Source organism: candidate division KSB1 bacterium (assembly GCA_034506335.1).
Taxonomy (GTDB): domain Bacteria; phylum Zhuqueibacterota; class Zhuqueibacteria; order JANLFK01; family Oleimicrobiaceae; genus Oleimicrobium.
In genome coordinates this window covers 1-24,219 of sequence record JAPDPR010000014.1, presented here as the reverse complement: position 1 = coordinate 24,219, position 24,219 = coordinate 1, and the positions used below count along the sequence as shown (strand labels likewise).

The window sequence follows — 24,219 nt, the reverse complement described above, 5'->3', positions numbered from 1 at the left end:
TTCTCACCCACGCAATTCGTACATTTCTGGGCGCCGGTCCTTGAGGAGGTGGTTTCGCGCAGTGAACATCTTGTCTCGTGCCATCTCTGGCGCGATCTCTGCGATCCCTACCGTCTCCTCGCTCTCCCCCGCGGCCACCAGCACTCTGCCACGTGGGTCCACAATCTGGCTTCGTCCGGTGAAGCACAAGCTCTGTCCATCGCGCTCCTCGGAGCCAATGCGATTTGCGGTTACAGCAAAGACCCCATTTTCCAGGGCGCGGGTAGTCATTGCGTTCTGGCAATAAGGGAGCACTAAATTGGCGGGGTGACAGAGAACATCCGCGCCCTTCAAGGCAAGGGTGCGTGCGGCTTCGGGAAAGATCCAGTCAAAGCAAATCATGAGTCCCACGCGTGCCTGGCCGATGTCTGCTACCACAAATCCTGTGTCGCCAGGAGTAAACCACAACGCCTCGTCTAAGAAGAGATGGGTCTTGCGATAGACGGCAAGCACCCCGTGGGGTCCGACCAAGAGCGCCGAATTAAATACTTTTCCTTGTGCTGCCTCGGCCACCCCTGCGACAATGAAGCATTGTTTCTTCGCGCTCAACGCAGCTAAAAAGCGGCTCGTGGGCCCGGAAGGGATTTCCTCCGCGCTGGCTGCGACCTCCTCCGCGCTGCGGAAAAGGTAGCCCGAAGAGAAGAGCTCAGGCAGCACAAAAAGGTCGGCATCATGCGCTGAGATAAGGGCCTCGGCCTTTTCAAGGTTCTCATTGGGCAGGCCGAAAAGGCAGTTCATTTGCACAAACGCCACCCTCATGGCCTACCTCACAACCTCAGGGGGTAGCAACCATACTCATGAACCGCTTGGACCATGGCGGCAAAGTTCTCCACCGGCACATAGTTCGGCACCGTGTTGCCGGAGCCCACGCAGTAGCCCCCCCCGGGCCCCACGTCGCGGATCAGCTCGCGCGTCACCTGCCGGATCTGCTCCGGAGTCCCGCGCGCCAACAAGTCCACATCCACGTTGCCCACCAGACAGAGCTTGTTGCCATAGCGGGCCTTCACCTCGCGGATGTCCATCGCCTTCGGCTCGATGGGTTGCAAGGCATTCACGCCCAACTCCACAAGGTCATCCATCACCTCCCACAAGCGCCCGTCGGTGTGATAAATGAACGGCATGTGCCGCGCCTGGCATAGCTGCGCAATTTTTCTCATCCAGGGAAACAGGTAGGTGCGCAACACCTCGGGCGAACAGAGCAACCCAGAATAGTAGGCGATGTCGTCGCTGTAGAAAAGCGCCCCAACATTGGGAATATCTGCCATCGTGGCGAACATGGAGTAAACGATCCCGCCGATGGTCTCGAACAGCCGCGCGACGAGCTCGGGGTTCTCCACAAGGGCATAGGAAAAGGTCTCAAACCCCATGCGCTCCCAGACCATCGTGAAGATATCCCCGTACTGCCCGATGATCTTCATTCCTTCGGGAAGAAAGGGCTGGACGATTTCGAAATTGCGGTAGTCGATCTCCTCCGGTTTTGGCCAGCGATAGCGCTCGAACTCCTCCATCGTGGTGATGACCCCAGCGCCTTCGGCGCTCCAGGTGCGCTCTCGGTCCCCTGCGGAAGGCGCACTCTGGCGCAGTCCTTCCTTCGGCTGAATCTTGGCTGGATTAAAGTCCACAACCGGCGCCACACGGATGTAGTCGTAGCCGGCGGCCACGAAAAAGTCAATCTGGTCCTTGAGGCTTTCCACTTTGCGACCAAGGTAGCCGCCCATCACACCGAGGTCGATGGCAAGCTCCAAAAGGGGCACGCGGTCGGCTTGCCCGCCGAGCAGTGTGGTACGCAATCTCTCGAAGTTAGGTGCTGGGGTTGGCATGGAGGTATCCTTTTGCTACCTCAGGTGCTCTGTCTCGTGATTGGGGACCGTCTCCCTGCTCTGGGGTCCTTACTCCTGACCAAGGCCCCCGTGGGCCGGGAGCATGTCTTGGAACAAGCAGAATCTCCTCCACAGGCTCCAGGAGAAAAAGACAACGAGCATACCGTTCTTCGAAGCTCCGCCAAAACGAGTTGCCAGTGATGCCCTTCCGCTTTGCAGGACCATTGGCCGCCAGTAGGGCTAAGCACAACACGTGGCTACCACCGAGGTGGTAGCAAATACCATGGCGTACTGCGTGCAGAGAGGAAAGAGTGAGCCAGGCTCCCTCCCGCCCTTTCGCGCTCGGGCCTGATTGTGGTCACAAAGGCGAAGTAACACACGACCTGCGCTTGGTGACTCCAATGCAGAATCAGGCCTTGCCCTCTGCCACTGGGTTGCGCAGCAAGCCGATACCCTCAATCTCTGCCTCGACCACATCCCCGGCGCGGAGCGGAAGGGTCCCCTCCGGTGTTCCGGTGCAAATAATGTCGCCCGCTGCCAGCGTCATGTGGCGGGAGATGTGGCTAATGAGTTCTGGAATGGGAAACACCATGTGCCCCACCACACTTTGCTGCCGCACCTGACCGTTTACGCGCAGCTCCATCCGCCTCTCCACGATGTCGGGCACTTCGTCGCGGGGAACTAGAAATGGTCCCAAAGGGCAGAAAGTGTCGAAGCTCTTAGAACGCAGCCAGGGGCGTCGGGCCTCCATGTCCTTACGCTGCAAGTCCCGGGCGGTCACGTCGTTGGCCACACAGTAGCCGGCCACATACTCCCATGCAGCTTCGGCCTTGATGTCTCTCCCCGCTTTGCCGATGACCACTGCCAACTCTAGCTCATGGTCGACTCTGCCAATGCCCCGCGGTAGCACGATCGTCCCTTCGTGGGGGAGCAGCGCAGAAGGCATTTTGGCAAAGAAGATGGGCTCTTCCGGCACCTGGGCGCCCCACTCCTCGGCATGCGCCTTAAAGTTGCGCCCTATGCACAGAATCTTCTGGGGCCGGGCGATGGGCACCTCGAAGCGAATCTTGCCGTCCAACCGCAGATCATCTAAGGACCGGAACTGCCGCAGGGTGGAGAGCACCTCTCGGAACGTCTCGCCGTTGAAAAAGTCCATCTCCACCATCATCTGGAGAAAATGGAAATCAGGGCCTCGTCCTCTGGCCTTTATCTCTTTGAAAATCTCCCAGGCATGGGTAAAGTTGAATACCCCTTCCTCGGTCTCCACGCCGATGCGTATCTCCCCCTTTGATGTCTGGTAGGAGAACGCTCTCACTGCCTGTCTTTTCTGAACCATAACTCGTCTCCGTGTGCCGAGGCTCCTACGGACGGCGTTTCGAAGTATAGTAATTTGCCCCCTAAGTTGCAAGAAGAAAATGCCCGCTCATGTCGACGCAGAAAGCCCACCAACATGCGTCCTCTCCGGAGAAAAGAGGTGCACCCGCGTTGGTGGGGTCTTTCCTTTCACGCTTTGACCGCTATGCGAAATGCGCCGATGGCTCGTTCCACCCCTGCGTCGTCCACATCCAAGTGGGTGACCAAGCGGATGACCGAGGGGCCGAGGGCAAGGCAAAGCACTCCCTGGGCACGCACCGCTGCCACCACTTGCGGCGCCTCCATACCAGTCTGGCCCACGTCCACAAACACCATGTTGGTTTGCACACTTGCCAAGTCGACGCCAAGCCCCGGGGTCTCGGCCAGCGCTTCTGCGAGGCGACGGGCGCGGCGATGGTCCTCAGCCAGGCGCTGCCGGTGGTGGGCAAGGGCGTAAAGCCCAGCTGCAGCCAGGATGCCCACCTGGCGCATTCCGCCTCCAAAGATCTTCCGATACCGATGCGCCAGGTCAATGAACTCCCGACTTCCGGCCAACAACGACCCCACCGGCGCGCCCAGCCCTTTGGAAAGGCACACTGAGACCGAGTCAAAATGGGCAGCGTACTCCCTTTCGCTGATGCCCGTGGCCACCGCCGCATTCCAGAGCCGGGCGCCATCGAGGTGCATGCGCAAGCCGAACCGGTCCGCCACCTGGCGTATCTCGCGAATCGTCTGAAGGGGGAATATGGTCCCGCCTGCCCTGTTGTGCGTGTTCTCAATGCACACAAGTCTCGTGCGCGGATAGTGATGGTCAGCTGGTCGCACCGCCGCCGCAACCTGCTCGGCGGTGATCACACCACGTACCCCCGGCAGCGGATGGAGCTGCACGCCGGAGAGCATGGCGGGCCCGCCCCCTTCGTAGTGAAAACTGTGGCTGTCCCTTTCGAGGATGACCTCGTCACCTGGCAAGGTATGGCACTTGATTGCGATCTGGTTGCTCATGGTGCCGCTGGGCACGAATAGGGCAGCCTCCTTGCCCAAAAGTTCGGCCACTTCCTCCTGGAGCCTGTTGACCGTCGGGTCCTCCCCGAACACGTCATCACCCACTTCCGCGTTGGCCATTGCCTCGCGCATGCCTGGGGTCGGCTTGGTGACCGTGTCGCTTCGCAAGTCCACAAAGTCCACGTTGCACTCCTCCATGTCCCTTTTCCGCATGTCAGGCAAAGTTTATCATTTTCAGGGAACAATAACAAGGGAATTTCCCGCCGTCGGGTGACCAGTTTGGCGCCGGGTGCGCTCTTATGTGCCCAGCGAACAAGGGCGTGAAACCAGCTGCTGGTGCGGAGCAGGTCTAGGGCAAGTGCACAAGATCGCAAAGTCGTGAATCTGCCGCAGCTGACTGAGATACAGGCCTTTCCCTCTGAGAGAAACGCCTTGAGCGCTCTCCTACGAAAAGGATGAGCACGCGAAAAAGCTAAGGGTGGTTGGCAAACGGGTGTACGCCCAACACTTCCGTTTTTCGTCCAAAAGAGCAACTCATGATAAAGACTTCCCGGCGTCCTCGCCACGTACCGCTTCAAGCGACCTCGAGGCCCTTGGTCAAGCATGCCTGAGCATGAAAGTGGCCATGACCATCCCACTCTACAAGCCGCGGCAGTCGCGTGCATCTTCGGCTTGCTTTTCTGCCACGAAATGTCTATTTTACACACCTAAAGGCTACGGAACGAAGCGCGGAAGACACAAACCACTGGAATGGGAGCATACCCATAGACATGGGAAGCCCAGCCAGAGCTTGTGCTCGAGTGTGCCAGCCGGTAAAACCCGGCCCCCCGGATGACGAGAAGGGGCAGCACATGCAATGCCTTGTTGATGGCCCGAGCAGAGTCGCTCACGAGAGGGAGACTTGCCCAACGGCATGGAGCATGTATCCTCTGACAATGCTTTGGCGAGTGGGTTTCGTTGTCATGGGGTCGTGTGCTGCCCGCGAGGCAGAGGCGCTTTTCCGGTATTCGCTCCGGTCTCATAATCGGGCATGCGTTGACAGATCCGAACAGATGAGGTAATATTGCATGCACGCGAAGTTGACCATGTTGGCCCTTGCAGGGCTGACAGTAAACCTCACCGCCCAGGTCCCTCTTTCGGAAAAAGACCTTGTGGCCAGGGCAAGGCTCATCCACGAGCAAGTTCTGACCCTCGACAGCCACTGCGACGCCCCTCTCAACCTCCTGCGCGAAGGCTGGGACCCAGGCGTGCGGCACCAGCCTGGGCAGCGTGGCAGCGGCAAAGTCGATCTGCCGCGCATGAAGGAGGGCGGCCTGGACGCGCAGTTCTTTGCCGTCTTTGTGGCTCAGGGCCCGAGAACCCCTGAGGGCTATGCGCGTGCACAGGAGCAGGCGCTCAAGCTTTTCCAGGCCATCCACGGCATGTGCGCCCGCTACCCCGAGCTCGCCGAGCTGGCTACCTCGCCAGAGGACGCCTACCGCATCGAAGCAACGGGCAAAAGAGCCATCTTCATCGGTATCGAGAATGGCTACGCGATCGGCAAGGACCTGTCTCTCCTCAAGAAGTACTACGACCTGGGCGCCCGCTACGTCACCCTTTGCCACACAAGCAACAATGATATCTGCGACTCGTCCACCGATCAGAAGGGCCCCGAGCATCACGGCCTCAGCGAATTCGGCAAGCAGGTTGTGGCGGAGATGAACAGGTTGGGCATGATCGTCGACGTCTCCCACGTCTCGGACGAGACATTCTACGATGTGCTTGAGGCCAGCAGAGCCCCGGTGATCGCTTCCCACTCTTGCGCTCGCGTCCTCTGCAACAACCCGCGCAACCTTAGCGACGAGATGTTGAAAAGGTTGGCGGAAAAGGGCGGCGTCATGCAGATGTGCATCCTGAGTGCCTACGTCAAGGAGACGCCGCCAAACCGCGAGCGCGAGGCTGCACTACAGAGGCTGCGGGAAAAATACGGGCCGTGGAGCCAAATCAGGGACCCAAAAGTCCGGGAGCAACTCCGCCAAGAGTGGGAAGCCATCGATGCGGAGTATCCGGAGACAAAAGCCACCGTGCAGGATGTGGTTGACCACATCGACCACGTAGTGAAACTGGTGGGGATCGACCACGTGGGCATCGGCACCGATTTTGACGGTGGCGGAGGGGTTATCGGGTGCGACGATGTCTCGGAGATGCCCAACATAACCATTGAGTTGCTCAGGCGCGGGTACGGAGAGGAAGACATCCGGAAAATCTGGGGCGGGAACTTTATCCGGGTCTTCAGAGATGTAGTTCGAGAGGCAGAAAGAGAAAAGGCTGAATAGTCCCAGGAGCACAAACCTTTTGATGGGAGGCGTAAGATGAAACGTTGCTCGATGCTTGTTGTGGTCGCAATAGCGCTCTCCATGCCTCTGAAAACGGCTTTTTCCCAGGCTCCCCTCGATACGGTGATCTACAAAGTGACCGAAGTCCAGGGGAGAGAGCGCACTACCCTTACGCTGGACTTTTCCAAGGTAGCCAAACCCGCATCAGTGGAACTCTTTGCCCCCCTTTTCCACTTGCCCCCGCTCAGTCAGGGCCGTACGGGCACCTGCTGGGCCTTCGCCGGCACCTCTTTCCTGGAGTCGGAGCTCAAGCGCTTGGGCCGCGGAGAGGTAAAGCTCTCGGAAATGCACACGGTCTACTACGAATATGTGGAAAAGGCACGCCGCTTCGTGCGCGAAAAAGGGGATTCGCACTTTGCGCAGGGCTCGGAACTGAACGCAGTCGTCGAGCGGATGAAACAGTACGGCGCGGTGCCGGCTGAAGCCTATACGGGCCGTAAAGAGGGCAGAGAGCAACACGACCATGGCAAGCTGGAACAGGAGATGAGTGACTACCTGCGATTTGTCAAGCAACATGAGCTTTGGGACGAAGAGCAGGTGATCGCCCACATCAAGAAGACGCTCAACAGGCATCTGGGCGAGCCGCCGACGACGATTACGGTCGGCAAAAAGAGGATGTCGCCCAAGGAGTACCTGGAAAGAGAGCTTCGCCTGCCGCTCGAGGCCTACGTGTCGGTCATGTCCACCAAGTCTGAACCGTTCTACACCAAGGCTGAGTACAAGGTGCCGGACAATTGGTGGCATTGCAAGGACTACTACAACGTACCCCTGGATGAATTCTACCAGGCGCTGAAAACGGCTTTGCAGCGCGGGTACACGGCGGCATTGGCTGCAGATACCTCCGAACCAGGCAAGAGCGGCGAAGACGACGTGGCGATTGTGCCTACCTTCGATGTCCCGCCCGGGTTCATCAACCAGGATTCTCGGGAGTTCCGCATCTACAACGGAACCACTACCGATGACCATGCCATCCATGCGGTGGGCTACCAGCGTATCGGCGACCACGACTGGTTCCTTATCAAGGACTCGGGCTCGAGTGCTTTCCGCGGGGAGCACAAAGGCTACTTTTTCTACAGGGGCGACTACGTGCGCCTCAAGGTCTTGGTATTCATGGTGCACAAGGATGCTATTCCCGAGCTAATGGCCAAATTCCAATAAGTAGATCACGTACGGGCAGGAACTTTCTAGTATCCTGCGCCGTACTCGAAATAAAAACCGCGGGGGTGTCCGCCTAAGAACGGCACCCCCGCGTCTTGTGTAGGCATGAGCAATGGTGGAGCCAGGAAGGAGACTGCCATGTGGTGTGGGATTGATGTCGGCTCTTCGCATGTGAAGATTGCACTGCTCGACGAGGGGGACAAGGTGGCGATGACCCTTGCCTCCGCGGCTAAGGGGCGACCTCTGGACACCTTGTCCGAACTGCTCAGCAGAGTGGAGAGACGCCTTCCCCCTACTCCGATTGGCGTGGCAGTGACCGGTGTTGGCAAAGAACTCGTCTCGTCACTACTGGATGTGCCGCCACAGAACGAGCTTTTGGCTGCAGCACGAGGTGCGGCCCTCCTCTGTCCCAAAGCTGCTTCGATCATCGAAGTGGGGGCGCAATTCACCAAATGGCTGCAGTTGGAATCCCAGAGAGAGGGTGGTGAGGTGGCCATTGCAGAGTACGCCATGAATGAGTTATGCGCGGCGGGCTCTGGGGCCTTTCTGGAGGAGCAGGCCGCGCGATTGCAAATCAGCGTCAAGCAGCTGGGCAAGCTTGCCGCCCGGGCCCCACGTGGTGCCACCATCGCCGGCCGCTGCAGCGTCTTCGCCAAGTCGGACATGATCCACCTGCAGCAAAAAGGGACTCCCTTGGAGGAAATCGCCTATGGCCTTTGCCTGGCCCTGGCGCGCAACTTTGTCGCCACCGTGCTCGCCGGCCGTCCTTTGGCACTGCCGGTAGTCATGATCGGCGGGGCCATGGCCAACCCTGGTCTGGTGCGGGCGTTCCGCGAGGTCCTGGGCCTGCAGCCAACAATCTCCCACGTGCCGCGGCACTTTGCCTTCTTCCCGGCCATAGGGGCCGCGATGGCAGCACGGGCTCACGATGCACCACGCCTGCGCATCGACACTTTGCTCCGCCGGCTCAAGAGAGCAGGAAGTGTGACCCCAGGCCTTGACAGACTCCCACCGCTGAAACGACCAGCGTTGACCACTCTTCCAGAACCGCATGGAAGGATCGAGAGAAGGACAAAGGCCTTCTTAGGGGTGGACGTGGGTTCGGTGAGCACCAATCTCGTGCTGCTGGATGAGCACAATCAGGTCGTGGCTGGGGTCTACCTTCCCACCCGCGGCCGTCCCATAGAGGCTTTACAGGAGGGGCTGGCCCAGCTTCGCGGGCAAGGCGCCGCGGAGGTAGAGATTCTGGCAGTGGGCACCACCGGCAGCGGACGACACCTGGCCGCTCGCTTCATCGGCGCCGACGTGGTAAAAAACGAAATCACCGCCCAGATGACGAGCACCCTCTTCTACTTCCCGCAGGCCGACACCATCTTCGAAATAGGCGGCCAAGACTCCAAGTACATCAGCCTGCAGGAAGGCCGTCTGGCAGATTTTACCATGAACAAGATCTGTGCGGCAGGGACGGGTTCGTTCTTGGAGGAGCAGGCCCAGCGGCTGGGGATTAACATCATCGGCGAGTTTGCCTCGTTGGCATTCTCCAGCGACCAACCGCTCGACCTGGGCAGCCGCTGTACGGTGTTTATGGATGCTGAGGTGGCGCACAGCCAAGCAGCGGGGGTGCCCCTTGCAGACATCGCCGCGGGTTTGGCCTATTCCATCGCCAGGAACTATTTGGAAAAAGTGGTGGGCAATCGACGGATCGGCAGCTTTATCGTGTTCCAGGGCGGCGTGGCCTCAAACCAGGCCGTGGTAGCAGCCCTCTCCTCACTCCTGCAAAAAGAGGTCAGGGTCCATCCTTACAACCGCATCTCTGGAGCAATTGGTGCAGCCCTATTGGCACAGCGCTTCTATCGCCAGACTGGTCGCCCTACGGCCTTCCGTGGTATGGACCAGTGTCGCGAGTACACTATTTCCAGCTTTGAGTGCGCCCACTGCGCGAATCGGTGCCAGGTCAACCGTATCCATCTTGGCAGCGAGGTGGTGCATTTCGGCGACACGTGCGAACGTTACACCAGCAGGGAGACAAAGGGGGCGACTGATCCCGGATTACCGGACCTGTTTGCGGAATACAATGCGCTGGCGGAGTCGCATGTGCGCAGCGACCGCGAGCAGGTGCGCGGTCGTGTGGGCTTGCCCAGGGCCTCGCTCTTCTATGAGCTCCTCCCCTTCTGGGCCACTCTCTTCCATCACCTTGGCTTTGAGCCGGTCATTTCTGGGCGCAGTTCTCCGCTCCTCCTTTCGCGCGCGACCGGGGTGCTCCCGTCGGAGACTTGCTTGCCCGTGAAAATGACTTTCGGGCATGTGCTGGAACTCGCCGAAAAGCACGTGGACATGATCGTGCTCCCCTCCGTCGTGGAGCTTCCGCCAACGGAGCGAAGTGAAGGGGACCGCAGCCACGCCTGTCTCTACACCCAAGCCCTACCCTACATGGTCAGCGGCGTGGTGCCTACACGTGTAATCACTCCTCAGGTTCGATTCACCGAGGAGTTTGAAGGAATCGCAGAGGGCCTCATCACCCTGTGCTCCCAGTTGGGAGTCAGCGAGGAGGAACTTCAAGAGGCTTACCGGGAAGCTAAGGAGGCCTATGCCACGTTCAGGAAGCGCATCCTGGAGCGTGGCGAGCAGATTCTGTCCGGCCAGTTCGAACGAGCGGTCGTGATTCTGGGACGCCCCTATAACACTTACGATTCGTTTCTTAATCTGAACCTTGCGGCCCATCTAAAAAGGTTGGGCATCCTCGCAATACCCATGGGCTTCCTTCCCTTACACCATGTTGCACTCGACGAGGAATGGCGCGACCTGCCCTGGAAATTCCCGCGGGACATGGTCCGCGCAGCCCTACTCACTCTTGGGGACAAACGGCTCTTCCCTATCGTGGTGTCCAACTTTGGGTGCGGGCCGGATGGCTTTACTCAAAAGCACCTGGAGCGCGTGCTTCGAGGCAAGCCGCACCTGTTCCTGGAATTCGATGAACATCGCGGTGAGGCGGGACTGATCACCCGTCTGGAGGCCTTTGCGGAGGAAATCAGCGCGGCGACTGTTCCCACCACTAGGAAGAGTCTTCATCTCCCTTCTGCTGCCAGGCACACCGCGAAAGCGGGGCACTTTTTCTTGCCTTACTTTGCCGATCATGCCCACGCCTTTGCAGGTGTGCTCCGCGCCGCAGGGCACCAGGTGAAGCTTCTGCCGCCTCCGGACGAGGAGACGCGGCGCCTGGGCACCCAGGTGAGTTCTGGCAAAGAGTGCCACCCCTTTGCGCTGTTGGTTGGAGATCTCCTCAAGCTCCTGCGAAGCGAGTCCCTCCCAGACCATAGCACCTACTTTTTCCCTGGCACCTCTATGCCCTGCCTCCTGGCCCAGTACGGCTCAGCCCACGCCCTGACCCTTAGGGAGCTGCAGGCGACGGGCATTCAGGTCATGACTCCCGACACCGCCGGCCTTCTGGCGCTGCTGAAGCCCGCAGGCATGCTCAACCTCTGGCGGGGCCTGGTCATCATCGACCTGTTGCTAAAGGCGGCATGCGAACTGCGCCCATACGAGAAGGTGCCCGGTTCCACTGACCACGCTTATCGCCAAAGCTTGGTCGAGATCGAAGAAGCCCTGGCCGGTGAAGTGAATCTGGGCTTCGCCCTGGAGCACTGCATCGCGCGACTCGAGAGGGTGGCGGTGCGCGCACATGCGAGGCGGCCGGTAGTCGGTGTGGCAGGCGATATCTACACGCGTATTAACCCCTTTGCTAATGGCGAGCTGTTCGCTAGGTTAGAGGCTATGGGCTGCGAGGTATGGCCTGCGCCATTCTTGGTGGACACTACCGAGTTTGGTGCGCGGCACGCCCTGGAAAGGGGACTCAGCCGCCGCAACGCCCTCGAGGTACTAAAGTCCACCGCCTTCGTCCTCGCTGAAGAACGGGAGGCAAAGGTGATCCGCCAGCGTTTTTACCAACGCCTTGGCCTTACACCCGAAGCCACGTACGAAGAGGTGCAGGCCATGGTTCAGCCGTACCTCGGGCCCGATACCACGAGCATCTTGCTGTTGAACGTGGCAAAGATAGTGGAGTATGCGCGTCGGGGCGCCGATGGGGTCGTGAACGCCTACTGTTTTAACTGCATGGTGGGTAACGCGACGGCAGCGATCATCAAACGCATCAGGAAGGAACACGGCAACATTCCCATTGCCAGTCTGGTCTACGGTGAGGCAAGCACGGCTGCACTGACCACAAAGCTGGAGGCCTTTGTGCACCAGGTGAAGCGGCACTATCACCGCCGCATGCACCCAGCCGAGATGGTCAATTGAGGAATAAGGGCGTTCTGAACAGTCGTGGGGGGATGCCGGCCGAGTCGCGCTCCTGAGTAGGCACCGGCTCCTCCTGCCCGTAGGAGGCGCGTATCGACTCCTTGTGGGGAAGCACGCCCAAGGCATCGCCGCTACAAGCGACTCCTGGCAAAGCCTTGTGTAGGCGGATTGTGGAGCCCCCGGCTATCGGCAGGACACTATAGCTGCAGGCGATCCGCGCCCAGTCCCGCTCCCCGGCCCGGACCACTGCACGCGGCCTTCGATGGGAGATGGGGGTGATCATGCGCTATGCCTCTCACAGTTGGCTGCGCCGCCCCCTATGGCTCTTGCGCTGCGCTGTCAAACTGATCAATGATGCGGAGCACTTCTGCGGGAGAAGTGGCATGGAACAGCCGCGAGCGTACCTCTTCTTGGCGCAAAAGCGCAGCAAAGCGAGCTAACACCTTCAGGTAGCGAGCGATTTCCTGCGGGGGTGTGCCCATCAGCACCACAAGGCGCACTTTTTCGCCATCCTCTGCGCCAAAGTCCACCCCCTTCTTAAGGCGCCCCAGTACCACGACGATCTGGCCAACGCTCGCGCTTCGCGCGTGCGGAAATGCCACCCCATTGCCAACCGCGGTGCTCCCCAGTGACTCGCGGGTAATCACCTCCGCCAAAAAGGCCTCCGGATCGCGCACTGCGGCGTTGTCGGCTGCGGCCTTCACAAGTCGGCGAAGGGCCTCATCCCTGTCCTTTGCTTCCAGATCGAGCAGGATCAGGGCATTCTGCATAAAGTCAGTTAGCTTCACGCTCCACTCCTGTGCTCACTCGGCTCGCCGCAGCTCATAAAGGCCGCAGGTTCATCCCCAAAGAGAAAAAGAACCCCCCGATGCTGGAGCCTTCAAATCCAGTTCGGCCCCCAACACCAGCGGAAGTCACCTCCACCTCGGCGCTCACCCCGAGCCACTGTCGCAGCGAATAGTCCAGGCTCACGCTCAAGAAAAACCCGCGTCCAGACTGCTCGCCTCCTCCCCCTGCGGGCACCCTAAGCGCGGCGCGCTCCGGATTCTCTTGCACCCAGAAGAATGCGTAGCCGAGGCCGACTGCAGAACTCCATCTGCGCTCGCCAAAGCTCCATCGCCGAATCCCCACCAGAAGCCATTGTTCGCGCCACCGGGCCTCGGTGGGCTGGTCCACCGAGTGTGGACTCACTTGCCTCCCCCCGTCGGTTTGGAAAAACCGCCCTCCAGCGAAGGCGTAGACGTTGCCCCACACACGCAGCGACGCATCGCTCCCGTAGCACAGACCCCACCGGCTGCCATACACTTCCTCGAACCGGTCCAGCGACACGCGGAACTCTCCACCCCTCAACCCTATGACGAAACGCGGTTCGTGCACCGGGGCCTGGCAAACGGCGACGACAGGCCACGCGGCCAAAGTTGCGAGTGCGCAAGAAAGCGTCAGGAAGAAGTTGGGCTGATGGCACGCCTTGAGCATGGCACCAAGGCTCCGTTTCGCTCTGCGACAAGACTCAGCGCATGTTCGCAGCGTGCTCACCACCGGTCGAAGGTCCCAATTGTGGAGAACGGAGAGCTTCGTCTGACGATGGTTTGGGAATCGCTGTCGGCCTGGAGTATCTTTGGTGCCACCAATGGTAGACCACAAGCGAGACACCCAGTCCCAGTGCATCGGCGACCACATCTTCTGCGGCCGCGAACCTCCCGGGGACAAACTTTTGGTGTATTTCGTCGAGAATGGCATAGGTTAGTCCAAGGAAGCCTGCGCTGAACATGGTCCGCCGCGCCATTCGGTGCTCAGACGAATGGGCGAAGGCCCCGGCCAGCAGAATCCCGAAGATGAAATACTCGACAAAATGGGCCACCTTGTCAATGGCCCGGAAGCCTGCCGGAATAGTCGGCAGCTTGGGGATGGACGAGAGCACGAAAATGAGCAGTGCCCATCCGAGTGCCGCCAACTGCTGCGGGGTGGGCTTTCTCACTGAAGTAAGCCCTCTGTGTCTCGGAGGGCTGCCGGCACATGACGCATGATGTCGCCAGCGATCATCCCCCGCTCCCCGAGCTCATCCCTCGCCAGGTCACCAGCCAAGCCATGCAGGTACACCCCTGCCACTGCCGCCTGCTCAGGGGCTAGCCCTTGGGCCAAGAGGCCAGTGATGAGTCCCGTGAGGACGTCCCCGGAGCCTGCCGTCGCCATCCCCGCGTTCCCAGTTGAATTGATGTACACAGTCCCCGAGGGAACCGCTATCACTGTGGGCGCGCCCTTCAGCACCAAGACCTCGCCCCAGCGCTGCGCCCATGTACGCGCAGTGCTTACCGGGTCGCGGATGATACTTTCCCTGGTCTGGCCTGTGAGTCGCGCCAGCTCGCCCGGATGTGGGGTCAGCACCACGCGACCGGTTCTCCGCTCTAGTATTTCCGTTTTTTTCGCCAGCGCATTCAGTCCGTCGGCGTCTACCACCAACGGATGCGGGCAGGTGATCACCATTTCCCACACCGCCTCCACCGTTTCTGGCTCCGTGCCCAGGCCGGGACCAATGGCCACCGCGTTGACCCCCGCAAAAAGCTTCTTCACCTGCTCCGCAGCCGCGCGTCCCAAATACCCAGGCTGCGTTTCAGGGACTGGCTTGCTTATTACCTCGGTCGCTTTCTCTTCGACAATGGCGTTCAAGCTTGAAGGGATGGCAAGATAGGCCAGGCCTGCTCCCGCTCGGAGCACGGTTTCCGCACTTAGAACTGCTGCCCCCGTCATGCCGGTTGATCCGGCAACCACAAGAGCCACGCCACACAGGTTTTTGTAGGCATTGGGAGCACGCTTGGGCAGCATTGTCGCCACATCGCAGCCTGTAACTTGCCATGTATCGACGTTGCCGCCAGCAAGGAGCTGGGCTGGCATGCCAATATCAATGACACTTACCCGACCCGCGTGCTCCCGGGCCGGAGAAAACAGCAGCCCGCGCTTCAAAGCAGCCATGGTGGCGGTGGCCGTGGCACGGATTGCAGCGCCTTGCACGCTTCCGTCATCTGCATTTATGCCAGATGGAACATCAACTGCCACGATGGGAGCACGCGTGGCATTGACTGTGTCGATAACGTGCTCCATGAAACCCTGGACAGGACCTTGAAGCCCGGTCCCGAGCAGGGCGTCCACAATGAGGTCCATGCCACCAAGGTCAGGCACGTGCTCCGCCTTGCTAACCTCTTCGACAACGAGCCCCATGTTGGTCAGGACGCGGAGATTGGTCGCAGCATCCCCCTTGACCTCTGCCCGTCTGCCCACGAGGAGCACGCGCACCTCTGCGCCGCCGTTGACCAGGTGCCTGGCCGCGACAAAGCCGTCGCCGCCGTTGTTGCCTTTGCCGCAAAAGATGGCCACCCTCTTGCCGCATGTCGTTCCCAGGAGCTGTTCAGCAACACGCACTACCCCACGGCCTGCGTTCTCCATCAGCACCACGCCGGGTATGCCATACTGCTCGATTGCCTGCCGATCACACGCGGCCATCTGGCGCGCTGTAAGGACGGGTCGCATGGGCCTACGCTCCTTCTGCCAGACGTAAGCTCCTTCCTTCTAATTCGTGGGCGGCCTTTTCATCAGGGCTCTTTGAAGTGATGGCCGTCAATGCGCTTCGTGAGGCTGACGCCCCTCCCCCTGGTAAGGGTCAGCAAATCCGGGCCGCCCCGAGGATCGAGCCCTTCATGCCGCACTTGGAGCAAATCCTCTGGGTTCCTTAACCAACACCTCACCTGCCTTACCCTCTGCTCTGATCTGCTGGTCCTAACCACACCCCTTGCGCCTGTTCCCAGTGCCACCCGGGCTCATCGATGTTCAGTGGATTCATGCGCAGCTGCCGGCTCTGCAGAAGTGCGGTCGTCTCCTCCCAAGTACGAATGCCGCTCAGCGCGTCGAGCGCGTGAAGGTTCTGATACCCCAAACAGTTAGCGTACTTGAGCACAGTGACCGGATCGAACCCACGGATGAAGGCGGCCAGAAATCCGGCAATTGCAGAGTCCCCCGAACCGGTAGCGCTGGCAATCCGCGGCACGTGGAACGAGGGACACCAGATCTCGCGCTCGCTCCACTGCTCCGGGTCGCGAGGCACGCCTATTGTCGCGTCGCCGAGTTTACCCACACGCCCGGTGCGCAGATAGGTTCCATTAGCCGCCGCCTTGAGCATCACCACGCGGGCGCCCATAGCCAAGAACGCCTCACCCAGCTCCGAGTAGGTGCGCGCGCCCAGTGCCTCCACAATGTCACCACCCGCGGCACGATCCTTGTCAGCCAGGAATCTCTCTGGCGCCCACATGTAGTAAGCCTCGCTCACGCTGGGGAGAAAGAGGTCGACATAGGGGAGCAGGCGCTCCAAGATCTCCCGCCACGGGGCTCGCCCGGATTCGCTGGCCGGATCCGGCAGGGACATGTCGAGCGAGGTGATGGCGCCCGCCTCCTGGGCGCGGCGGAAAATCTCCACCAATTCGCTGCCGCCATCGTTGAACAACCGCCGCATGAGAGGTGGATACCCGAGGTGAAAGACCTTTGCCTTTTCCACAACCTCAAAGTCCACATCCTCGGCACCGAAAGTGTCGTTGGTGCCGGGGTTATGCAAGAAGATCCGGTCGATGCCTGGGGGGGCTAAGGCCACCGTGTAAGAGGAAGCCTCGCCGCGCGCAACCGAGATCCCCATTTCCCCGTCTACGCGTCGGAGCCTCTCTCGGATCAGGTAGCCGAAATCGTCGTCGCCCACCTTAGCCATAAAGGCTACTCTCAAGCCCAGCTTCTTCATCGCCAGGCCTGTGTTCGAGACCGGCCCACCGGTGCTGATCGCGGCTGGACCCACATTCACCAGCTTGCCGGGCCGAAGCAACAGGCCGATGTCCTGTGTCTTGGTATCGGGAAATGCCGGGATGATGTCCAGGCAGATGTGCCCGGCAGCGATCACATCGTAGATTCTCTCCGAGCCTATGGGGTCACGTGCTGCATTCATGGCCATCTCCGCGCGCGCCTCCCTTTTGCTCCTACCTACTCCGCCTTAGTGGTTGGATCAGTGTGCCCCGCCAAGAAACCCCTGCACGCCCGTCATTGCGCCACCACTCGCCTGAGGACCATGCCCGAGGTGGGAGGGACACGCACCTGCCCATGCACAGGTCCAGCGAGTGGTTCTACACCCGCGCGCCGGTCATCCACTACCACCTCCCACTGCCCATCAGGAAGCCCCATGGTCGCTTCTTGCTGAGGATCAGCATTGAGCAGGACGGCGAAATCGTGGCTGTCCCCCAGCCGGCACCCATCGATCGTGAAGCCGAAGGAGAAGACTAAAGGTCCCGGGAAGAAATGAATGTGCTCCTTGTTCGCCCGCCGAAAAGAAAGGTGGCTCTTGCGCAGCGCGATGAGGCCGCGGTAGTAGTCCACCAGCTCCCGGTTAATCTCGGCATGCCGGTAGTTAAGGTAGTTCGTCTCATCGTCCTTGTTGTAGCTGTTGTGGTCAATGGTACCACAGCGTACATCCGGCACGTTGCACTGAGCGATGACCTTGCTGCGCGCAAACTCCTGGCCCTCGGCGATCATCACCGGCCCTTGTGCTGTGAAGAGGAACAGTGCCCCCAACTTGTTCAACCGCATCTGCCTCTCGGTCAACCTCACGTGGGCATCCACGTCCAGAACCACGTCCTCATCGCGGATATCTCCGTTGCCAATCCGGACAAAATCGCCAAAGGTGTGGTCGTCATGGGACTCCAAATAGTTGACCGAGTGAGCGGGATCAAGAAAGAGTCCCCCTTCAGAGCGCAGAGTGCCAAGCACATAGTTTTGCATGCTGCGCAGGTTGTTCCCGCCCTGCCACTTGCCAAAGATGAAGCCGAGGCCATCGTAGGGGTTTTGCCCCTTTACGCCGTTGCGTATCTGGTCGTTCCATGAGGCCCAGCCACGGTCGGAAAAACCGGCAAGTTCGTACTTTCCTCCGCCCCATGCCTCAGCGATAAAGATCGCGTGCGGGTTGATGCGGCGCGCCTCCTTTACGATTCGCTCGCAAGTCTCCCAATCAATGAGCGCCGCCAAGTCAAAACGGAACCCATCGATGTGATACTCGGTCATCCAGTACTTGACACTCTCCAGGATGAGCCGGCGCGCCATGGGGCGCTCGGTCTTGAAATCGTTGCCGCACCAGCTTTGGGAGGTAAAGTTCTGGTCGTTGTCAAGCCGGAAATAGTACTTCTTGTCGATGAGCTTAAAAGAGTTCCACTCGTATTGGGCCACGTGGTTATAGACTACGTCCAGAAGCACCGCAATACCTGCCTTATGAAATGCCTTGACAAGCTCCTTCAGCTCCCGCACCTGTCGCCCGTCTACGCCGCAGTACTTCCCTGGTTCCATTGTGGATTCGGTGGCATAGTAGGACTCCGGAGCAAAAAAGCACGACGTCATGTAACCCCAATGGTTGCGGGCGTAGGGGTTCCACGTGTTGACGGGGAGCACCGAGGCGTCCTTGTATGGCGGTTCCATGTTGGCAAATTCGTGAACTGGTAGCAACTCCACCGCGTTCACCCCAAGGCTCTTGATGTAGTCGATGCCCCCCGTGGCGCCCGAATGGATGAGGCCCAGGTAAGTGCCCCGCAGATTCTCAGGCACCCCAGAGCTGGGGTGCGCTGTCATATCGCGCACGTGCAGTTCGTAGATGATCAAGTCACGAGGGGCGATTCTTACCCACGTGTCCCCTTCCCAGTCAAAATCCTCCTGGCCAAGGATCAGGGCTTTGCCGGGGTGACGGAAGTGATTCAGCGTCACCACCGCCTTGGCGTACGGGTCAACCACGTGGCGGGTAGGGTCGAACATTTCCGTGGGACTCTGCGGTCCGACGACGCGATAGGCATAGTACAACCCCACGCAGTTTTGCCTCACCACGGTTTCCCACACACCTTGCCTGTCGCGGCGCATGGGGTATTCCCTGCCTTGCTCTGCATCGTAGCGCTCAAACAGAAGCAGCGTAACCTCTCGCGCGCGGGGTGCGAAGAGGCGAAACACCGCACGGTCGGTCTCCACCGTGCACCCAAGCGGCTTGTCAGAGAAGAATTGGTCCAGGACCCCATCGGGCTGCAGCTCTCGTTTCCCTACGCCCCGCACGTGCAGCGTGTACGTTCTTGTCAGATCTAGGGGCGCTGTCTGAAGAACATAGAAAGAGCCCTGATTGGTGAGGCGCTTGATCTTTGCAGCCGGCGCGAGTTCCACGTCCTGGCGTTGCAGCGGCTGAGCTTCGCCACTGAGGGCAAACTCGATCGTGTCGATGCGCTGGATCTTGGCCCAGAGAATAGCTCTCCCTTCCCGTTCCATGTTCTCCTCTCCCATGACCACCGCCCAACTCACCCAAAGCGCACACAGCGCCATAAGCACCTGCGTGAGGCACTTGGTCACCAACGGTTGGGGAACAGTTTGTCGACTGCCGACCACCATGCGTATGCTCAGACAGCCATCTCATCCAACAGCTCTGCCGCTACCTGTGCGTCGTTGAAGGGGATCGTACGGTCCCTCAACGTCTGCGTGGATTCGTGCCCTTTGCCCAACAGGAGCACAATGTCGCCGGCACCGGCCTGGCGCAGGGCGAAGGCGATGGCCTCGCGGCGGTCCAGAATGACCTGGTGAGGCCTCTGCCCGATGCCTGCCACTATCTCGGCCGCAATCCGCGCGGGGTCCTCGTTCCTCGGATTATCAGCAGTCACTATGACCAAGTCGCTCAGCTCCCCCGCAATCTTGCCCATGATTGGGCGCTTCTCTTTGTCCCGGTCACCGCCACAGCCAAAGAGGGTGAGCACGCGCCGAGGGTTTAGGGACCGCGCCAAGGCCAGGACGTTCTTCATCCCATCTGGGGTGTGCGCATAGTCGACCACGACGGTAAAGTTCTGGCCGCGCTCGATGAGTTCGAATCTTCCGGCCACGCGAATTGGAGCTTCCAAGCCCTGGCGGATGGCATCCAAGTCGAATCCTTGACTATAGGCGGCCGCGGCCGCAGCAAGCGCATTGTAGACATTGAACATCCCCAGCAAGCGCATGCGCACGGGGACCACACCCGCCCGGGTGCGCAACGTGTATTCGGTGCCGCGCACTGACAGACGGATATCCTCCGCCACGAAATCCGCCGGGCTGGCAACGCCGTAGGTGAGCACTTTTGCCTTTGTGGCGCCGATGAAGTAGTCAGCCGAAGGGTCGTCGCGGTTGACCACCGCATGTTTGTCCGGAGCCAACCACTCGAACAACCGCATCTTGGTCCTGCGATAGTTCTCAAGCGTCCCGTGGTAGTCCAGGTGGTCCTGGGTCAAATTGGTAAAGACGGCTACATCAAACTGACAGCCATCAACCCTGTGAAAGTCAATGCCGTGCGAAGAGACCTCGAACACGCAGTAGTCCACCCTCTCTGTCACCATCTGCCGGAAGATGGCGTGCAGGTCTGGTGGCTCTGGCGTGGTGTCTTTCGAATGGTGGATGACCCCATTGACCTTGTAGTAGAGCGTCCCGATTAGTCCGACCCTCACCCTTTGCTGGAGGATGCTCTCCACCACGTGGGTCGTAGTGGTCTTGCCATTGGTACCGGTCACGCCGATGAGCTTCAGCTGGCGCGAGGGGTAGCCGTAGAACTTGTTGGCCAAAAGAGCCAAGGCGGCACGGGAATCGCGAACCAGGACCTTGGTCGCTGGCGGGGGCACGGGACGATCTTTTTCCAGAACGACCACCGCGGCACCCTTGGCCACTGCCTGGTCTATCCTCTCATGCCCGTCGGGAATCTCTACCTTGTCGAGCTGGGTGTAAATGTTGATAGCCACAAACACCGCTCCGGGCACCACACGCAAAGGGTCGTAGACGAGGGCTGGGACCTCTATGTCGGGAAGGGATGCGAGGCTTTGCGCTTCTGGCAATACCGAAAACAACTCGCGTACGTGCATGAATGAACGCTTCCTGAGTTTCGATCTTCTTTCCGCCTTTGTGGTCGCGAATTATTGGGCAAAATATAACAAATCCGCGCCAAAATGTAAAGCCCTTTGTTGCCGGATTGTGGGCCGACTGGAAGTGGAGCTCTTGCGGTGAGGACGAATGAGCTACTCATCCAAGGAGAAGCATCGACAGACTCTCCCGGCAGCATAGCACCTCGGGCGCGTGAACTCTGCAGGCGCGCAAGTGGGATGACCTGTGGCAGGATGGGAATCACCGTCTGAACGGCGCCCGACCGTTTTCCGCTTGTTCGCATTCGCAGGAAAGGTAAGCCTCCAGAGATTTCTATTGACAATTTGGGGATTTGTTGTATCTTTACAAGCTCGCGGTGCTGGTGAACCAAGTATGAGGTGATGCAGATGAACATCGTAGTCGTGGTCAAGCAGGTGCCGGACACGGAGGCCGCGGTGAGGCCCGATGCAAGCGCACCGTGGCGCATCAATGAATCGGGGATCAAGTTCATTGTCAATCCCTACGACGAGTTTGCCGTAGAGGAGGCCATCCGCATCAAGGAAGCCAAGGGTGGCCACATACTGGTCGTGACCGTGGGCCCGCCCCGGGCAGATGAGGCGCTGCGGACATGTGTGGCCATGGGCGCCGACGACGCCATGCGCATCGACGACACGCAGCATCGTGAGCTTGATGCCCTCAGCTGCGCGCAGCTTCTGAGCAAGGCCATCGCCCAAACTCCTTTTGACCTCATCCTCTGTGGCAAGCAGGCTATCGACGACGATCTCGGCGCAGTAGGAACATTCATCGCTGAGTTTCTCGGCCTGCCACATGTGGCGGTCGTCACCAAGTTGGAGGTGGCCGACGGCAAGGCCATCTGCCGCAAGGAAATCGACGGCGGCACGCAAAAGGTGGAGGTCCAGTTCCCAGCAGTCATCACCGCGCAGAAAGGCCTTAACGAACCCCGCTATCCGGCCCTCCGCGGCCTGATGTTGGCGAAGAAGAAGGAAATCAAGGTCCTCACCCCGGCTATGCTGGGCGTGGCAGAGGAGGAGCTCAAACCTCTTTCCCGCGTCCAAAACCTGGAAGCCCCTCCAGCGCGCGGCAAGGGGAAGATCTTGCAGGGAGAACCTGAATCCACGGCTGTGGAGCTGGTGCGGCTCCTGCGAGAAGAAGCGAAAGTCATATGATTTGTGAATGGATCCACGCGGAGGACTGCACATGGGACAGGAGATTCTGGTCTGGGCAGAGGTCAAAGACGGTACACTGCGCCGTGCTTCGCTAGAGGCAGTAGGAGCGGCCTGCCAGGTTGCTTCCAGGACAGGCGATTCCGTAGCAGCGGCGCTCATTGGCAACGTTGACCCGCAGGTGCTGACGCGCTTGGGCCAGGCAGGAGTCAGGCGCGTCTACCGGGTCCAGGGACCAGAGTTCGCGCACTTTGAGGCGTGCCGTTACGCCGAAGCGCTCCAGGCAGTAACGCAGCACAGTGCTCCCTCACTCATTCTCATGGCGGCCACAGCGCTAGGCAGAGATCTTTCCGCAAGGCTTGCGGCAAAACTGCGCGCCCCCTTGGCTACCGATTCCATCGCGGTGGAAATGGATGCCACAGGAGTGACCGTAACCAGGCCTGTGTATGCCGGCAAACTGCGCGCAACCGTCAGGCTCACTGCTCCACCGGCGCCTGTCGTCACGCTCCGCCCCAATGTTTTCTCCGTACCACAGCCGCAGGACGGAAGGACCGCGGAAGTCGTAGAGGTGAGCTGTGAGCCAAGTCCCGTGGCGCACAAGGTCACAGTGCAGGAGACCACTTACTCCACAGGTGAAATGCCCGATGTATCGGAGGCGGAGATCGTGGTCTCCGGCGGCCGGGGCATGAAAGGTCCCGAAAACTTTGCCATATTGGAGGAACTGGCCAAACTGCTGGGTGGCGCAGTAGGAGCTTCCCGTTCGGCCGTGGACGCGGGATGGGTGGATCACCAGCACCAGGTGGGGCAAACCGGCAAGACCATCTCGCCCAATCTCTACATCGCGTGCGGCATCTCGGGAGCCACCCAACACCTTGCGGGGATGTCAAGCTCCAAGTGCATCGTGGCGATCAACAAGGACCCAGAGGCCAACATTTTCAAGGTCGCCGACTATGGCGTGGTGGGCGACCTTTTCGAAGTTGTGCCCATAATGACCGCGGAAATCAAAAAGCTCAAATAGCACAGTGGCACACCGAAGACTCACGCGCGGCTACGTGCAGGTTTACACCGGCCACGGCAAAGGGAAAACAACTGCGGCCTTGGGCCTGGTACTGCGGGCAGCAGGTCACGGGTTGCGAAGCCACGTGATTCAGTTCATGAAGGGCGATATCGAGTACGGGGAGATCACCGCCGTTCGACATCTTGGTGGGCTGGTAACCATCACCCAAATGGGCAGGCCCACATTTGTGGACAAGGCTCACCCCGACCCGGAAGACATCCGCCTGGCGAACGAGGCGCTGCAGCTGGCCCATACTTCGGTGCGCAGCGGTGAGTTCGACATTGTGGTCCTCGATGAGGTAAACGTCGCCCTCGATTACGGCCTGATCCCTGTGGCTAAGGTCCTGGAGCTCGTCGCCACTAAACCTCCTCACGTGGAACTCATACTGACCGGGCGGAATGCCCCCCAGGCCATCATCGATGTGGCGGATTTAGTTACCGAAATGCACTGCATCAGGCACTACTACGAACGCGGCGTGGCGGCGCGACGCGGCATCGAGTTTTGACCTGTGCCGGGCCAGGAAGGACGCAAAAGGCCCTGGCCCTCCCCACCCTCGAGATTTCCCTGCCCCAGACGGTACGTGGAAAAATTATTCCTTGGATCTTTAGCGGCGATAGAGCGCTTTCGGTGGCAAAGCGCGTCTAAACAATCAGCGAGGACATGGCTAGGCTTTGTCCCCGCGCCCACCTTCAGAGGAACGGTTACAAACTGCGGCGCAGGTGGAACAACGCCCTCCTTCTCACCGTCTCGCCGCTGTTTGTGTGACGGGGGCTGAGCTTCCACGCCCAAAGCCGTTCGTTGAAAAGGTCCCTGCGTCGTGCGTCAACACGTGCCCGTCAACAAACCTCCATCAACAATAAGAAACCCGCGGGTGTATTTCTGGCCACCGGCGAGGAACATCGAGCACACACGGCAGTCACTGGCCAGGATTCGTACACCGCGATCTTCACGCCGCCAGGTGGCGTCCTTATGAACGCCCCCCGTCAGGTCTTCGACCATTCGGAGTCCTTCCCGTT

The 24,219-nt window shown here is 59.9% G+C and carries 19 protein-coding genes; 6 read left to right on the top strand and 13 right to left on the bottom strand.

Annotated features, from left to right (window positions below; all coding sequences use genetic code 11):
• Positions 1 to 3: 3 nt before the first annotated feature.
• The 4 genes from ONB25_06415 to ltaE all read right to left on the bottom strand — a co-directional run bounded on the left by ONB25_06415 (position 4) and on the right by ltaE (position 4,412).
• Positions 4 to 798, bottom strand: a complete 795-nt coding sequence (locus ONB25_06415; protein ID MDZ7392508.1) for an acyltransferase — start codon at positions 796 to 798, stop codon at positions 4 to 6.
• A gap of 8 nt (positions 799 to 806) precedes the next feature.
• Positions 807 to 1,859: a uroporphyrinogen decarboxylase family protein gene (locus ONB25_06410; GenBank protein ID MDZ7392507.1), complete on the bottom strand. Its 1,053-nt coding sequence runs from the start codon at positions 1,857 to 1,859 to the stop codon at positions 807 to 809.
• A 409-nt stretch (positions 1,860 to 2,268) separates the two neighbouring features.
• Positions 2,269 to 3,195 carry a fumarylacetoacetate hydrolase family protein gene (locus ONB25_06405; protein ID MDZ7392506.1) on the bottom strand — a complete coding sequence of 309 codons (927 nt, stop codon included), beginning with the start codon at positions 3,193 to 3,195 and terminating at the stop codon, positions 2,269 to 2,271.
• A gap of 167 nt (positions 3,196 to 3,362) precedes the next feature.
• Positions 3,363 to 4,412 carry a low-specificity L-threonine aldolase gene (gene ltaE / locus ONB25_06400; GenBank protein ID MDZ7392505.1) on the bottom strand — a complete coding sequence of 350 codons (1,050 nt, stop codon included), beginning with the start codon at positions 4,410 to 4,412 and terminating at the stop codon, positions 3,363 to 3,365.
• 869 nt (positions 4,413 to 5,281) lie between these two features.
• Here ltaE and ONB25_06395 point away from each other — a divergent pair.
• The 3 genes from ONB25_06395 (at position 5,282) to ONB25_06385 (ending at position 12,043) form a co-directional block, all read left to right on the top strand.
• Positions 5,282 to 6,529 (top strand): dipeptidase, encoded by a 1,248-nt coding sequence (locus tag ONB25_06395; GenBank protein ID MDZ7392504.1) that lies wholly within the window; start codon positions 5,282 to 5,284, stop codon positions 6,527 to 6,529.
• A gap of 36 nt (positions 6,530 to 6,565) precedes the next feature.
• Positions 6,566 to 7,747: a peptidase C1 gene (locus ONB25_06390; GenBank protein MDZ7392503.1), complete on the top strand. Its 1,182-nt coding sequence runs from the start codon at positions 6,566 to 6,568 to the stop codon at positions 7,745 to 7,747.
• Positions 7,748 to 7,885: 138 nt separating this feature from the next.
• Entirely contained in the window at positions 7,886 to 12,043 is a 4,158-nt protein-coding gene (locus ONB25_06385) for an acyl-CoA dehydratase activase (protein MDZ7392502.1), read from the top strand.
• On the opposite strand, the gene ONB25_06380 is transcribed toward ONB25_06385, so the two are convergent.
• The 8 genes from ONB25_06380 to ONB25_06345 form a co-directional block, all read right to left on the bottom strand.
• Positions 12,036 to 12,326, bottom strand: coding sequence for a hypothetical protein (locus tag ONB25_06380; protein MDZ7392501.1), 291 nt, complete (start codon positions 12,324 to 12,326; stop codon positions 12,036 to 12,038). The two genes, ONB25_06385 and ONB25_06380, sit on opposite strands and share 8 nt — an antisense overlap.
• A 34-nt stretch (positions 12,327 to 12,360) precedes the next feature.
• Positions 12,361 to 12,831, bottom strand: coding sequence for a PTS sugar transporter subunit IIA (locus ONB25_06375; GenBank protein ID MDZ7392500.1), 471 nt, complete (start codon positions 12,829 to 12,831; stop codon positions 12,361 to 12,363).
• A 34-nt stretch (positions 12,832 to 12,865) separates the two neighbouring features.
• On the bottom strand, positions 12,866 to 13,519 hold the full coding sequence (locus ONB25_06370) for a hypothetical protein (protein MDZ7392499.1): 654 nt from the start codon (positions 13,517 to 13,519) through the stop codon (positions 12,866 to 12,868).
• A gap of 34 nt (positions 13,520 to 13,553) precedes the next feature.
• On the bottom strand, positions 13,554 to 14,021 hold the full coding sequence (locus tag ONB25_06365) for a VanZ family protein (GenBank protein MDZ7392498.1): 468 nt from the start codon (positions 14,019 to 14,021) through the stop codon (positions 13,554 to 13,556).
• Complete coding sequence (locus ONB25_06360; protein MDZ7392497.1) at positions 14,018 to 15,568, bottom strand: NAD(P)H-hydrate dehydratase; 1,551 nt, start codon at positions 15,566 to 15,568, stop codon at positions 14,018 to 14,020. The genes ONB25_06365 and ONB25_06360 overlap by 4 nt, the downstream gene beginning before the upstream one ends.
• A gap of 220 nt (positions 15,569 to 15,788) precedes the next feature.
• On the bottom strand, positions 15,789 to 17,021 hold the full coding sequence (locus ONB25_06355; GenBank protein ID MDZ7392496.1) for a carbohydrate kinase family protein: 1,233 nt from the start codon (positions 17,019 to 17,021) through the stop codon (positions 15,789 to 15,791).
• A gap of 92 nt (positions 17,022 to 17,113) precedes the next feature.
• Positions 17,114 to 19,480: an alpha-amylase family glycosyl hydrolase gene (locus tag ONB25_06350; GenBank protein MDZ7392495.1), complete on the bottom strand. Its 2,367-nt coding sequence runs from the start codon at positions 19,478 to 19,480 to the stop codon at positions 17,114 to 17,116.
• Positions 19,481 to 19,488: 8 nt separating this feature from the next.
• On the bottom strand, positions 19,489 to 20,964 hold the full coding sequence (locus tag ONB25_06345; GenBank protein ID MDZ7392494.1) for a UDP-N-acetylmuramoyl-L-alanyl-D-glutamate--2,6-diaminopimelate ligase: 1,476 nt from the start codon (positions 20,962 to 20,964) through the stop codon (positions 19,489 to 19,491).
• 405 nt (positions 20,965 to 21,369) lie between these two features.
• On the opposite strand from ONB25_06345, the gene ONB25_06340 reads away from it, so the two are divergent.
• From ONB25_06340 to cobO, 3 genes are read left to right on the top strand one after another with little or no spacing between them, the layout of a single operon-like run.
• Positions 21,370 to 22,149: an electron transfer flavoprotein subunit beta/FixA family protein gene (locus ONB25_06340; protein MDZ7392493.1), complete on the top strand. Its 780-nt coding sequence runs from the start codon at positions 21,370 to 21,372 to the stop codon at positions 22,147 to 22,149.
• Between the two features lie 31 nt (positions 22,150 to 22,180).
• Entirely contained in the window at positions 22,181 to 23,164 is a 984-nt protein-coding gene (locus ONB25_06335; GenBank protein ID MDZ7392492.1) for an electron transfer flavoprotein subunit alpha/FixB family protein, read from the top strand.
• 4 nt (positions 23,165 to 23,168) lie between these two features.
• Entirely contained in the window at positions 23,169 to 23,708 is a 540-nt protein-coding gene (gene cobO / locus ONB25_06330) for a cob(I)yrinic acid a,c-diamide adenosyltransferase (protein ID MDZ7392491.1), read from the top strand.
• A 317-nt stretch (positions 23,709 to 24,025) separates the two neighbouring features.
• On the opposite strand, the gene ONB25_06325 is transcribed toward cobO, so the two are convergent.
• Positions 24,026 to 24,219 (bottom strand): hypothetical protein (locus tag ONB25_06325; GenBank protein ID MDZ7392490.1); only part of this gene is annotated, 194 nt, incomplete at its 5' end.